Annotated in this window: 9 protein-coding genes; 5 read left to right on the forward strand and 4 right to left on the reverse strand. The window is 69.3% G+C overall.

Going from position 1 to position 14,048, the window contains the following annotated elements:
• Nucleotides 1–3: 3 nt before the first annotated feature.
• A complete protein-coding gene (gene glnE / locus AC3ARF_RS12700) occupies nt 4–2,823 on the reverse strand; it encodes a bifunctional [glutamate--ammonia ligase]-adenylyl-L-tyrosine phosphorylase/[glutamate--ammonia-ligase] adenylyltransferase (protein WP_498928458.1) in 2,820 nt (939 codons plus the stop codon).
• Between the two features lie 387 nt (nt 2,824–3,210).
• Here glnE and scpC point away from each other — a divergent pair, with 387 nt between their 5' ends.
• Nucleotides 3,211–4,725 (forward strand): succinyl-CoA:acetate CoA-transferase ScpC, encoded by a 1,515-nt coding sequence (scpC, locus tag AC3ARF_RS12705; protein ID WP_498928460.1) that lies wholly within the window; start codon nt 3,211–3,213, stop codon nt 4,723–4,725.
• Nucleotides 4,726–4,842: 117 nt separating this feature from the next.
• Here scpC and AC3ARF_RS12710 read toward each other — a convergent pair whose 3' ends face one another.
• The 3 genes from AC3ARF_RS12710 to groES all read right to left on the reverse strand — a co-directional run bounded on the left by AC3ARF_RS12710 (nt 4,843) and on the right by groES (nt 9,697).
• A complete protein-coding gene (locus AC3ARF_RS12710) occupies nt 4,843–7,440 on the reverse strand; it encodes a S8 family serine peptidase (protein WP_498928462.1) in 2,598 nt (865 codons plus the stop codon).
• Nucleotides 7,441–7,633: 193 nt separating this feature from the next.
• Entirely contained in the window at nt 7,634–9,274 is a 1,641-nt protein-coding gene (gene groL, locus AC3ARF_RS12715) for a chaperonin GroEL (RefSeq protein WP_498928464.1), read from the reverse strand.
• Nucleotides 9,275–9,406: 132 nt separating this feature from the next.
• Nucleotides 9,407–9,697 (reverse strand): co-chaperone GroES, encoded by a 291-nt coding sequence (gene groES / locus AC3ARF_RS12720; RefSeq protein ID WP_498928466.1) that lies wholly within the window; start codon nt 9,695–9,697, stop codon nt 9,407–9,409.
• 530 nt (nt 9,698–10,227) lie between these two features.
• Here groES and AC3ARF_RS12725 point away from each other — a divergent pair.
• The 4 genes from AC3ARF_RS12725 to AC3ARF_RS12740 are packed head-to-tail and all read left to right on the forward strand — an operon-like array spanning nt 10,228 to nt 14,029.
• Nucleotides 10,228–10,656 carry a helix-turn-helix transcriptional regulator gene (locus AC3ARF_RS12725; RefSeq protein ID WP_498928468.1) on the forward strand — a complete coding sequence of 143 codons (429 nt, stop codon included), beginning with the start codon at nt 10,228–10,230 and terminating at the stop codon, nt 10,654–10,656.
• A gap of 52 nt (nt 10,657–10,708) precedes the next feature.
• Nucleotides 10,709–11,032, forward strand: coding sequence for a divalent-cation tolerance protein CutA (cutA, locus tag AC3ARF_RS12730; protein ID WP_498928470.1), 324 nt, complete (start codon nt 10,709–10,711; stop codon nt 11,030–11,032).
• A complete protein-coding gene (locus AC3ARF_RS12735) occupies nt 11,025–13,436 on the forward strand; it encodes a protein-disulfide reductase DsbD family protein (protein WP_498928472.1) in 2,412 nt (803 codons plus the stop codon). The genes cutA and AC3ARF_RS12735 overlap by 8 nt, the downstream gene beginning before the upstream one ends.
• On the forward strand, nt 13,433–14,029 hold the full coding sequence (locus tag AC3ARF_RS12740; protein WP_498928474.1) for a TlpA family protein disulfide reductase: 597 nt from the start codon (nt 13,433–13,435) through the stop codon (nt 14,027–14,029). Before AC3ARF_RS12735 ends, AC3ARF_RS12740 begins: the two co-directional genes overlap by 4 nt.
• The last annotated feature ends 19 nt before the right edge of the window (nt 14,030–14,048 follow it).

Here is a 14,048-nt window from a genome sequence, read left to right on the forward strand (position 1 = left end):
ACCTCAGCCGGCGTCGAACGCGAGCCCCTTGGCGTGTGCCACGTCGCGGACGACCGAGCGCGCGGCATCCACGGTGTCGCCGAACGGCACGCGCCGTGCACGGCGGTCCAGCGTGCACTCCAGCCCCAGCGTCAGCAGCGTGGCGTGCGCCGCCTGCAGCCGCGCGGCTTCGGTGGCTTCCAGCCGGCCGCAGGCCTGCGCCGCGTCGATCAGCCCCGGCGTGTCGCGCGGCGTCCGCAGCGGCGCACAGGCGCCGGCGTGGGCGAGGACCATCGCCTGCAACAGGAACTCCAGGTCGACCAGACCGCCGTCGCCCTGCTTGAGGTCGAACAGCGCGGCATCGGTGCGGTCCAGCTCGGTGCGCATGCGGCGGCGCATCGCCACCACCTCCTCGGCCACCCTGGCGGGCTCGCGCGGCCGCGCCAGGGTCTCCACACGCACCGCTTCGAAGCGCGCCAGCAGTTCGGCATCGCCGGCCACGGCGCGGGCACGGACCAGCGCCTGGTGCTCCCACGTCCACGCGCGCTCGCGCTGGTACTCGGTGTAGCTTGCCAGGCTCGATACCAGCAGGCCCTTGGCGCCGTCGGGGCGCAGGCGCACGTCCACGTCGAAGAGGCGGCCGGCGGCGGTCACCGCGCCGAGCAGCGCCACCACCTTCTGCGCCAGCCGCGCGAACCAGCGCGCGGCGTCGAGCGGGCGCGCGCCGTCGGACTGCGCGTCCGCCGCGGCGTCGTAGAGGAACACCAGGTCGAGGTCGGAGCCAAAGCCCAGCTCCTCGCCGCCGAGGCTGCCATAGCCGATCACCGCGAACTGCGCGCCGGGCACGCCGCCGTGCGCACCGCGCACTTCCTGCTGCGCCACCTGCAGCACGCGTGCGACCACGCCATCGGCCAGCCAGGCCAGCTGGCGCGCACTCTGCACCGCGCCCTGGCGGCCGTCGCGCTGCGCGAGGGCGATGCGGAAACTGAGGGCCTGGCGCACCTCGTTGAGCGCCTGCAGCGTCGCCTCGGTGTCGTCACCGCCATCGACGGCGGCACAGGCCTCCAGCAGGGCCTCACGCCCCGGCAGCGGACCGGCCACCCGCGCGTCCAGCAATTCGTCCAGCAAGAGCGGGTGCGTGGCCAGGCGCTCGGCCAGCAACGCGCTGCGGCCCACCACTTCGACCAGGCGCGCGAGTGCGGCGGGCTGTTCGTCCAGCAGTGCGAGGTAGGCGCTGCGCCGCAACACGTTGTGCAGCAGATCGAGCAGTCGCCGCAGCGCCAGCATCGGCTGGGTGGCGGTGACCGCGCCCTGCAGCAGCGCGGGCAGCACGCGGTCCAGCCGCTGCCGCGCGCCGGTCGACAGGCCGCGTACGCCCGGGCTGCGGGCGAAGTCGCGCAGCATGGCATCGGCGTTGCCTGCCTCGACGAAGCCAGCGTCGACCAGCGTCGCGGCATCTCCCTCATCGGGCAGCAGCTGCCAGTAAGTCGCCAATGCGTCGGGGGCGGCGCTACCCCGACGCGGCGACAGCAGCGCCGCGAACTCCTCGCTCACGCGGTGGCGATGCCCGTCCAGGTCAGCGCGCAACGCGTCCCAGTCGGCGTAGCCAAGGCCGAAAGCGACGCGGGCGCGATCCTCCGCATTGTTCGGCAGGCCGTGGGTCTGCGCATCGCGAAGCATCTGCAGCCGGTTCTCCAGCCGGCGCAGGAACCGATGCGCCTGCAGCAATGCCTGCCCCGCCTCCGGCGCCACCTGGTGGGTCGCCACCAGCGCCTGCAGCGCCGGATGCAACTGGCGGCCGCGCAGTTCCGGCTCGCGCCCGCCGCGGATCAACTGCAGGGCCTGCACCAGGAACTCGATCTCGCGGATGCCGCCCGGGCCGCGCTTGATGTCGTCGGCCATCTCCTTGCGCGCCACTTCCGCGGCAATCGCGGCCTTCATCGAACGCAGGCCATCGAGTGCGCCGTAGTCGAGGTAACGGCGGTAGACGAAAGGCCGCAGCGTTTCGAGGAAGCGTTCGGCGGCGTCGATATCGCCCGCCACCGGTCGCGCCTTCTGCCACGCATAGCGTTCCCAATCGCGGCCTTCGCGCTGGAAGTACTGCTCCATCGCCGCGAATGACCATGCCACCCGGCCGGCGTTGCCGTAGGGCCGCAGGCGCAGGTCGACGCGGTGGCAGAAACCATCGACGGTGGGTTCGTCCAGCAGCTTGGCCAGTTGCTGGCCCAGTCGGGCGAAGTACTGCTCGGCCGGCAGCGGACGCGGGCCATCGGACTGGCCATCGCACTCGTACCCATACACAAGGTCGACGTCGGAGCTGAAGTTGAGCTCGCTCCCGCCCAGCTTGCCCAGGCCGAACACCACCAGCCGCTGCAGGCGCCCGTCGGCGTCGCGCACCACGCCGTGGCGGCTGGCGAACTCGGCCTCCAGCGCCACAAGGGCCGCCTGCAGGCAGTCATCGGCCAGTTGGGTGGTGCCGCGCAGGGTGTCGGCCACCTCATCCAGGCCCAGCACGTCGCGCCACACCAGCCGGGCAGAGACCGCGGTGCGGTGGCGGCGCAGCAGCGCGGGCCAGTCCGCGCGTTGCTCCAACCGCAGCGCCGGGACCGGCCAATGCGCTCCGTCATCGGCCCACAGGCGGTCCAGCAGCGTGGGCTGGCGCGCCAGGGTGTCGGTGAAGAAATCGCTGGTCTGCACCACACGGGCCACTGCTGCCGCGACCGTCGGATCATCGAGCCGCGCGTTCAGGGTGGGGGCAGTAGCGCGCAGGCGCGCGATGGCGCGCTCCACGTGGGGCGCGAAGGAGGTGGGGTCGGATGCGTTTTCCCGGGCGTCGGAATCCATGGACGGATTCTGGCACGCCGTCTTCGGCGCCGATCCGCCTGTCGGTACGCCGACGCCAAACCCTTCGCGGCTGGTCACGGTCGCCTTCTGGTGCACCTGGTCGGATGACCGAGCACGCCCCGCCACGCCGGATCCCGGCACCGTGCCGGGGGCGCCCCTTGGAGACGGGCAATAAAAAAGCCCGCCCCGGTCGAACCGGTTGCGGGCCTGCTCCCTCCCCCACGTCGGGATGCAGGCCAATCGTGAAGGATTTGTTAGAGGGAATGCACGCTGCAGTGCAAAAGAGTACTGACGGGTACAGGAAGGCGATTTCAAGCCCTACGTTGGGCGTACAGCCCCGCCCAAATCCCGGCGCGATAATGGGGTTTCCCCCGCCCTCTCCCGATCATGTCCGAAGACCGCATTCGCGACGCACGCCTGCTGGACCGCGTCATGTCCGCCGACGCGGCGGCTGCCTTCATCCAACCCGGCACCACGGTGGCCATGAGCGGCTTCACCGGCTCGGGCTACCCCAAGGCGGTGCCGCTGGCCCTCGCCCGCCGCATCGAGCAGGTGCACGCGCAGGGCGACGCCTTCCAGATCCGGCTGCTGACCGGCGCGTCCACCGCACCGGAGCTGGATGGCGCGCTGGCCAAGGTTGATGGCCTGGCGCTGCGCCTGCCGTTCCAGTCGGACCCCGACGCGCGCAAGCGCATCAACGACGGCACGCTGGAATACATCGACGCACACCTGAGCCACGTCGCGCAGCATGCGTGGTTTGGCTTCTACGGCGAGATCGACACCGCGGTGATCGAGGTCTCGGCCATCCGCGAGGACGGATCGCTGGTCCCGTCCACGTCGTTGGGCAACAACAAGACGTGGCTGGACCTGGCGAAGAAGGTGATCCTGGAGGTCAACGATTGGCAGCCGGCTGGTGTCGAAGGCATGCACGACATCTACTACGGGACCGCGCTGCCGCCGCACCGCAAGCCGATCCCGCTGGTCAATCCGGACGACCGTATCGGCGACACCGCGCTGCGCTGCGATCCGTCCAAGATCGTGGCGGTGGTGCGCACGCACGGCCCCGACCGCAACAGCCCGTTCAACCCCGCCGATGCCACCAGCCAGCGCATCGCCGCGCACCTGGTGGAGTTCCTGCAGCACGAAGTGAAGGCGGGACGCCTGCCCGCCAACCTGCTGCCGCTGCAGTCGGGCGTGGGAAATATTCCCAACGCGGTGCTCGCGGGCTTGGCCGCCAGCGGTTTCCGCAACCTTACTGCCTTCACCGAGGTGATCCAGGACGGGATGCTCGACCTGCTGCGCGAAGGCATCATCACCAGCGCCTCGTGCACCGGCTTCGCGCTCAGTCCCGAGGCCAACGAGCGGTTCAAGCAGGACATCGACTTCTACCGCAAGCGCATCGTGATGCGCACGCAGGAGATCTCCAACCATCCGGAGCTCGTGCGCCGCCTGGGCTGCATCGGCATGAACGGCATGGTCGAGGCCGACCTGTATGGCAACGTCAACTCCACCCACATCATGGGCACGCGCATACAGAACGGCATCGGCGGCTCGGGCGACTTTGCGCGCAACGGCTTCCTGTCGATCTTCATGAGCCCGAGCACCGCGAAGGACGGCACCATCTCCTCGATCGTGCCGATGGTCAGCCACGTGGACCACACCGAACACGACGTATCGATCATCGTCACCGAACACGGCCTGGCGGACCTGCGCGGCTTGTCGCCCAAGCAGCGTGCACGGCAGGTCATCGACCATTGCGCGCATGCGGATTTCCGCGACGCGCTGCAGGACTACTTCGCGCGCGCCAGCCGCGACAGCTATGGCAAGCACACTCCGCATCTGCTGCCCGAGGCGCTGTCGTGGCACCAGCGGTGGCTGGACACCGGCCGCATGTTGCCCTGAACCCGGCTGGCCGCGACACGGCGCTGGGGTAACACGGCCGACAGACCCCGCAGTCGCGAGGAGGCCCCGCCGCATGACGGGGCCTCCAGCACACTGCTACAGCCGAGTGTCAGACCATCACGGCCGCGCGATGGTCACGACCGGGGAATCCCAGGTCTCCCAGTGCGCAGGGTTGGCAGCTTCGCCCAGCGCCTTGAGCACCGACAGCCGTATCACGTACTGGCCGTTGGGAACGGTGTAGGCCTTGTTCCCAGCAAACGTCTGGCCGTCCCACGAGAACGCGAAGAAGCCGGTCGCGGTCGAGTTGCGCCCCAAGTACTGGCTTTCCAATGCACGGTGCCAGGACTTGCCCGTGCTGACTTCGGTCACGTCCATGCGCATCAGCTGTGGCTGGTGTTCGAAGTGGACCAGGAAGAACGGCACGTCGTTGCCCGCCATCGTGTAGCTGGCGCCCGACGCCTGCCGGGCATAGCTGCCGTTGCTGAGCTTGGCCAGCCACGGGAAACCGTTGGCAGTGGGCACCAGCACCTGCTTGGCCTGGTAATCGCCGATGACGCCCGCAAACGGCACACGCAACGTGGCACTGCCGTCGTCAGGAGTGAACACCAGGTAGCCGCCGTACTGGCCGCCCAGCGGCGCGGCCGGCGCGGTGATGGTCACGCCCACGGTCGCCGTCGCGCCGGGCAGCAGCGTGAGCGTCTGCACGGCGAAGACCGCGGTGGCGTTGCTGGTGGCGAACGTGGGCACGTACGTGGCCGGCCCCGTGGACACCGCATTGACCGACGAGAGCGTGTAGGTCACCGCGGTCGAACCGATGTTGCGCAGGGTCAGGCTGTGCGCGGCAGGCCCCGCTTCGCTTTCGCCCAGGGACAGCTTGCCCGGGGCGATACGCGTGGCGGTGGTGATGGCATCGTCGATGCGGAGCATGCCGGCCCCTTGGCGGTGCACCAGGTCCAGAAAACCGAGGCCGGGGTTGCCCGACCACGGCTTTGGCACGGCGCTGTTCTGCAAGGCCGCGGCCACCGCCTGCGACGGCAGGTTGGGGGCGGACTGCAACAGCAGTGCCGCCGCACCGGCCACGTGGGGCGAGGCCATGGAGGTGCCGCTGATCGTGGCGTAGCCGCCGCCTTCCAGCGGGTAGGTGGAGTAGATCGCGCCGCCGGGTGCGCCGATATCGGGCTTGAGTTGCAGGTCAGGGGACATGCCGTAGGAACTGAAGCTCGACATGAGCCCGCCTGCCGGGTTGGGGAACGAACCCACCCCCGCGGTCCACGTCAGATCGACCGCCGCGGTGGCCAGCCGCCCGTCGATCAGTTCGCCCAGCGCCTTGCTCGTGGCGACCACGGGGATGGTGATCGCCGGCGTACCGACGACGGTCGGACTCAGCGGTGAGCCGGCGAGATTGTCGTACACCACCACCGCAGCGGCGCCCGCCGTCTGCGCGTTGTAGGCCTTCACGTGGAACGTGCACGTGCCGCGGCGGATCAACGCCACCTTGCCGGCGAGGCTGCCAGCCGGCAGCGCCGAACAGGCGTCCGCACTGCTGGTGGCCGTGCCCGTGCGCGCCATCGGCCAGGTGCCACTGGCGGGTGCGGCGGGCGAGCCCGTGGCGGGGTTGAACCCGACCTGGGTGCCATCGGGCGAGATCGTGAAGTAGCGCTGGCGCACGTGGGTGTTGTCGAAGGAGGCGACGCTGATCACTTTGTCGCCCACGCTGGGCGCCCCCGTCGAGTACAGGCCGGACGTGCCGCTGTTGCCGGCGGAGGCCACGACCACCACGCCATTGTTGACCAGGCGGGTGGCCGCCTTGGCGGTTGGGTACTCGGGCCACTGGTAGGTGGAGCCAATGCTCATGTTGAGCACGTCCATGTCGTCGGCCAGCACCTGCTCCATCGCGGCCACCATGATGTCCGCGGTGGTCGAGCCCTGGCAGCCGAACACCCGATAGGCACCCAGGGCCACCTTCGGGGCGACGCCCTTGACCGCGCCATCGGCGCCGATGATGCCCGCCACGTGGGTGCCGTGGCCGTTGCAGTCGTCCGGATTGGCGTCGGGCACTGGCACGGGGTTGTAGCTGGCCGATGCGGGATCGGCATTGAACGCATCGCCGACGAAATCCCAACCCGCGACGACTCGCGCGGTGGGGAAGGCCGTGGTACCCGGGCTGCCGCCGCCACCGAAATCCGGGTGGTCGTGGTCCACGCCCGTGTCCATCACGGCCACGCGCACGCCGCTGCCATCCAGACCCAACTGGCCCTGGGCCACGTCGGCTCCGGTCATGGCCAATGCCGTCAGCAGCTCAGGATTGGAGGTGCCCGGCGTCGGCGCCGCCACCGTCTCCACGGGATAGATCGCCTTGACCCCTGGCAGGCGCGCCAGCGTGCTCAGTTGCGCGCGATCCACCACGATGGAGAACCCGTTGAAGAGCGCGTCGTAGGCGTATACCTCGCGATAGCGCAGGCCGGCACGGCGGGCCCCATCTCGGAATGCCTTTTTCTCCGCCTTCACGGCCGCCTGCTTGCCGCCGTCCGCCGTGGGGGCGCCGCTGAGCTCGACGAACCAGCGCTGCGGGCTTTCGTCTTGGGGCGGGCCGGCCTCGGGCACGGCCTGCGGTTCAAGCGGGAAGAGCTCGATGACGGTCGAGCCAGTGGCGGCCAATGCCACCATGCAGGCGCTGGCCAGCGCCGTAACTGCAAGTACGGAAGACTTCTTCACTGCCGATCCCCTTCGTTGTGGGTGATGACGCGACGAAATGGCCCCCTGTCCCGGCACTATGCTCCTTGGGGTCCCCGGGCGAACACTGACGCGCCAACCAGCGCCAACGCCGCGGCGGCGCGATTGCGGCCACAACAAAAAAGGCCCCGCCGAACGGCGGGGCCTTAGTGTCGCGCTTACGTGGCAGCAGGACTTAGAAGTCCATGCCACCCATGCCGCCCATGCCACCGGCGCCCGGCATCGCCGGCTCGTCCTTCTTCGGCAGGTCGGCGACCATCGCCTCGGTCGTGATCATCAGACCGGCGATCGACGCGGCGTTCTGCAGCGCGGTGCGGGTGACCTTGGTCGGGTCCAGGATGCCGAACTCGATCATGTCGCCGAACTCGCCGTTGGCGGCGTTGTAACCGAAGGCACCGGTGCCCTCGATCACGCGGTTCAGCACCACCGACGGCTCTTCGCCGGCATTGGTGACGATCTCGCGCAGCGGGGCTTCCATCGCGCGCAGGGCGATTGCGATACCGTGGTTCTGGTCTTCGTTGGCACCCTTCAGGCCAGCGATCGCGGCCTTGGCGCGCAGCAGCGCGACGCCGCCGCCCGGGACGATGCCTTCCTCAACCGCAGCGCGGGTGGCGTGCAGGGCGTCTTCCACGCGCGCCTTCTTTTCCTTCATCTCGACTTCGGTGGCGGCACCGACCTTGATGACGGCCACGCCGCCGGCCAGCTTGGCCACGCGCTCCTGCAGCTTCTCGCGGTCGTAGTCCGAAGAGGTCTCTTCGATCTGCGCCTTGATCTGCTTGATGCGACCTTCGATGCCGGCGTGCTCGCCCGCGCCGTCGATGATGGTGGTGTTCTCCTTGGAGACCTGCACCTTCTTCGCGCGGCCCAGGTCCTTGATGGTGGCCTTGTCCAGCTGCAGGCCCACTTCCTCGGAGATCACGGTGCCGCCGGTCAGGATGGCCATGTCTTCCAGCATCGCCTTGCGACGGTCGCCGAAGCCCGGGGCCTTCACCGCGCAGACCTTGACGATGCCGCGGATGGTGTTGACCACCAGGGTCGCCAGGGCTTCGCCCTCGACTTCCTCGGCGATGATCAGCAGCGGCTTGCCAGCCTTCGCGACGCCTTCCAGCACCGGCAGCAGGTCACGCACGTTGGAGATCTTCTTGTCGTGCAGCAGGATGAACGGATCGTCCAGTTCGGCCTGCATCGACTGCTGGTTGTTGATGAAGTACGGCGACAGGTAGCCGCGGTCGAACTGCATGCCCTCGACCACGTCCAGCTCGTTCTCCAGGCCCGAACCGTCTTCAACGGTGATCACGCCTTCCTTGCCGACCTTGTCCATCGCCTGGGCGATCAGGTCGCCGATGTTGGCGTCCGAGTTGGCCGAGATCGTGCCGACCTGGGCGATTTCCTTGTTGGTCGACGACGGCTTGCTGATCTTCTTCAGCTCGCCGACGGCGGCGACGACGGCCTGGTCGATGCCGCGCTTGAGGTCCATCGGGTTCATGCCGGCCGCGACGGCCTTCATGCCTTCACGGATGAACGCCTGGGCCAGCACGGTGGCGGTGGTGGTGCCGTCGCCGGCGTTGTCGGAGGTCTTGGAAGCGACTTCCTTGACCATCTGCGCGCCCATGTTCTCGAACTTGTCGGACAGTTCGATTTCCTTGGCGACGCTCACGCCGTCCTTGGTGATGGTCGGCGCGCCGAAGCTCTTCTCGAGCACGACGTTGCGGCCCTTCGGGCCCAGGGTGGCCTTGACGGCATTGGCGAGCACGTTGACGCCGCGCACCATCTTGGCGCGCGCGTCCTCACCGAAACGAATTTCCTTGGCAGCCATTGCGGATTACCTCAATAGTTGAATTGATTTGAAGAAGGGGAAGGCGACGGGTGCGGCGCGGGGTTTCCCGCGGGAGCGGCGGCCGGTCGCGGACGCGAGGTCGCGCCCGGCACGGCCCACGCCGCAGCGCGATCAGCCGAGGATCGCGAAGATGTCGTCTTCCTTGACCACCAGGTACTCGACGCCGTCGAGCTTGACCTCGGTGCCGCTGTACTTGCCGAACAGGACCTTGTCGCCAGCCTTGACCTTCGGCGCGCGCACGGTGCCGTTGTCCAGGACCTTGCCTTCGCCAACGGCGACGACTTCGCCCTTGATGGGCTTCTCGGTGGCCGAGTCCGGGATCACGATGCCGCCGGCGGACAGCTTTTCTTCTTCCATGCGCTTGAGGACCACGCGGTCATAGAGCGGCTTGATATTCGACATGACAACCTCGTAAGTGGTTGAAGTGGTGGGGAAAGATCGGGAATGTTAGCAGTCGTGCCGGAGGAGTGCCAGAATCCGGGACGACAGCGCCCGGCAGAACCGGGACCGCGCAGAGATGGGGCGGTGGACGCGGGCTTTCAAGGCCCAGTGCACTCACGGGAAGGCACGCCCCGAACGACGCGCAAAAGAAAGGGCGTGACCCCGAAGGTCCACGCCCTTTCCGGTACGGAGACGGCCATCCTCGGCTTGGCGCCTTCCCGCGCCCTCTCCCCAGACCAGACACCCCATGTCTAACCGGCTTCCTGCCGGCATGCGTCAGTATTGATCAGTTTGCGTCACGTCAACACCCCCCATAAGAGCTCTTGGGGGCCACTTCGGGTGTCCATACTGCGACCCATGTCACTGCAAAGCGTGACCTGTTGGCACCCAATGGACATGCTGTATACCGAAAGCGCACGCGTTGCGTGTCTATTGATCACTGGGTTACTTTTGGTGCCAATTGCCAGTCCACGCCCCCGCGGGAGCCCGACATGACCTCACAACAACGTATCCGCCTCGCCCGTCGTCACGCCGGCCTGTCCCAGGCCGCCCTGGGCGCTGCCGTGGGCGTCCAGCGCAGCGCGGTCAGCCACTGGGAAGCCAGCGACGGCAAGCACCCCAGCGTGAACCACCTGCGGGCGGTGGCACTGGCCACCGGCGTGCAGTTCGAATGGCTGGCCACGGGCCGCGGACTGATGCGCCAGTCGGCCGACGCGGAACTGGACGCAATCGCCGCCGCCGACGCGCTGCTACTGGACGACCCCATCGAGATCCGGTTGATCCGCGCATTCCGCGAGACGCCCATGCGCGCCCGGCCGCCACTGGTGGAACTGGCCGAGCAGTTGGCCGGCATGCGCACCGGGCGCTACCGCCGGGGCGAGCGCCGCGAGGACGAGCGCCTGCCCGGGGTGCTCGAATAGCCCGTGATCGCCGCCGCCGGCACCCGTTCACGCGGACCGCTAGAATCGGCGGATGCCCACGCTGATCGTGTACTGCGCCTGCCCCGATGCCGTCACCGCCGATCGGCTGGCGCGCGCCGTGGTCGAGGCGCGCCTGGCGGCCTGCGTCAACGTGCTGCCCGGCATCCGCTCCACCTACCGCTGGCATGAACGCGTGGAGCAGGCCGACGAGGTGCTGCTGATGATCAAGACCACGGACGCGCGTCTGGATGCGCTGACCCGGCGCCTGCGCGAACTGCACCCCTATGAACTCCCCGAGGTACTGGCGGTCGAAGCCAGCGCCGGCCTGCCCGAGTACTTCGACTGGGTGGCCCAACAGACCCGAGACCATGACTGAACCCGCGCTCCTCCCGCGTCCCCTGCGCCGCCTCCGCCCCACCCTCGCACTGTTTGCTGCCCTGCTGGCCGGGCCCGCCACGGCGGTGACGCCGGACCAGCTGCCGCCGGTGGACGAGGTCTTCGTCCTCAGCGCGCAGGCGGGCGATGCCGGGCGGATCAACGTGCAGTGGAAGATCGCAGAGGGCTATTACCTCTATCGACACCGCACCGCGGTGCAGGCCGACGCCGGTTTCACCGCTGGCGCGCTGCAGTTGCCCAAGGGCAAGGCCTACCGCGACGAGTTCTTCGGCGACGTGGAGACCTACCGGGGCTCACTGTCGGCGACGTTGGCGGGCACGGCCAACGCCGACCGCACCACGCTGACGATCAAGTACCAGGGCTGCGCCGACGCCGGCATCTGCTATCCGCCGCAGACGCGCCGCATCACCGTGGCCCTGCCCGCCGCCGCACCGGCACCGGTGGTGGCCTTTGGCAATCCGGGTGGCGGTGGCGTCGCCGCAGGCGCCGGGCTGCTGGGCAAGGCCGGAGGTGCGGACGCGCTGCCGCTGCCGCCGGAGCAGGCCTACGGTTTCGAGGCGATCGCCGGTGACGGGAACACGCTGCTGCTGCGCTTCACGCCCGCACGGGGCTATTACCTGTACCGCGACAAGACCCGGCTCACGCTGGATGCCGGCTCGACCCGAGCAGGCCTGGGTCTGGGCGCGCCGCGCTGGCCGCAGGGCACTTCGCATCAGGACGAATACTTCGGCCGTACCACTGTGTTCTTCGACCAGGTCGACGTACCGGTGCCGGTGCTCCGCACCCGCGCCGATGCGGCGGACCTGCGCCTGACCGCCACGTTCCAGGGCTGCCAGAACAATGGCATCTGCTATCCGCCGATGACCCGCACGGTGTCGGTGTCGTTGCCGCGCGGCAAGGTGACCCCCGCGGGCGTCGCGCCCCAAGGCACCGGTCTTGGCGCCGGTGCGCCCTCGGCTGCGGACACCGCGGCCGGGGTTGCGGCCACGGCCGGCGGCATCGTGGGCGCTGTCGATTCCACCGCTGCGACCCTTGAGGGCAGTGGCGCCGCCATCGCGCCCCGGGCAGATCCGGCCACTGGCGCAACGCAGGCGAGCACCGCGGCCACCGTTGCCGATGGCGCCCTGGGTGCCGCCCCCCGCGGTGCGGACCTTACCCTGTGGTCCGCACTGGTGCTGGCCCTGTTGGGCGGCCTGATCCTCAACCTCATGCCCTGCGTGCTGCCGGTGCTGTCGCTGAAGGCGCTATCGCTGGCGGGCAATGGGCAGGACCCGACCCGCGCCCGGCGCCACGCGCTCTGGTACACCGCGGGCGTCTTGCTGAGCTTCGCCGCGTTGGGTGGGATTGCGCTGGCCTTGCGCCATGCCGGCCTGGCCCTGGGCTGGGGCTTCCAATTGCAGCAGCCGGTGGTGATCGCGGTGCTGGCGCTGGTGATGCTGGCCCTCGGCCTGAGCATGTCGGGCGTCTGGCATGTCGGCGGCCGCTGGACCGGCGCCGGGCACGCGCTGACCACGCAGAGCGGGCCCGCGGGCGACTTCTTCACCGGGGTGCTGGCGGTGGTCGTGGCGACGCCGTGCACCGCCCCGTTCATGGGCGCGGCCCTGGCGTGGGCCTTCACCGCATCCACCGGCACCGCCATCGCCGTATTCCTGGCACTGGGCCTGGGCCTGGCACTGCCGTTCCTTCTGATCGGTTTCATCCCCGCGCTGGCCAGGCGCCTGCCGCGGCCAGGCGAGTGGATGGAGACTTTCAAGCAGGCCCTCGCCTTCCCGCTGTACCTCACGGCCGCGTGGCTGGCCTGGGTGCTCGCGCGCCAGCGGGGCGCCGATGCGGTCGGCTGGTGGTTGTTCGCGGCGGTGCTGCTGGCGTTCGCCGCATGGGCATGGACGCGCTCGCGCCGCACCGGCCACCGCTGGGCCACGGCCACCGCGCTGCTGGCGGTCCTGGGCCTGGCGTGGCCGCTGCACACCATCCACGGCCTGCCCCGCCCGGCGGCGCAGGCAGCGCCCGCCGGCCCCGCCGAAGGCGTCACCGCGGTGCCCTACGGCGAACAGCGCCTGGCCGACCTGCGTGGCGCCGACCGCGTGGTGTTCGTCAACGTCACGGCCGATTGGTGCGTGACCTGCAAGGTCAACGAGAAGTCCGTGTTCAAGGGTGACGGCTTCCGTCGCGCGATGGAGGCGGCCAACGCGGTGTACATGGTCGGCGACTGGACCGATGTCGACCCGACCCTGACTGCATTCCTGCAGCGATACAAGGCCGTGGGCGTACCGCTGTACGTGGTATTCCCGCGCGGCGGCGGCGAAGGCCGGGTGTTGCCCACCGTGCTGACCGAGGCCACCGTCGAGGTGGCGTTGCGCGACGCGGCGGGCGGCACGCGGTGAAGTCGGCGACGAAGATCGTGCTGGTGGCCCTGGCCGCGGGGGTCGCCGGTGTCGCTGCCAGCCTGTGGACCACGGGACCGGGGCCCCTGCTGCGCTCGGAGATGGGACAACGTGCGCTGCAGAGCGTCGTGGCCGCCAACGCGCCCGCCACTCCCGCGGACCTCGTCGTGGCCCGTCGCGGCGAGGTCATCCCCCGGCTATCACTGCCTGCAGTGTCCGGCAACGTCGTCGAATTGCCCGCCGCATACGCTGGCCGGCCGATCCTCATCAACTTCTGGGCCAGCTGGTGCGGGCCGTGCATCCAGGAGATGCCGGAGCTGGACCGTTACGCCCAGACCCAAGGCGCCAACGGCACGCAAGTGGTCGGCATTGCGCTGGACGATGCCGAGGCAGTGCGCGCCTTCCTGCAGCGCACGCCCGTGGGCTACCCGATCCTTCTCGACGCCGCGGGTCCGCGGGACAGCGGCGTGCAACTGGGCAATCCGAGGGGCGTGCTGCCCTACTCCGTGCTGGTTTCGGCCGACGGGCGGCTGCTGAAGCAGCGCATCGGCCCCTTCGCCCACGGGGAAATCGAAGGCTGGTCAGCACTTTAGAGCCAAAACTCAAACAACT

It is taken from the genome of Lysobacter sp. KACC 24251 (genome assembly GCF_057747755.1).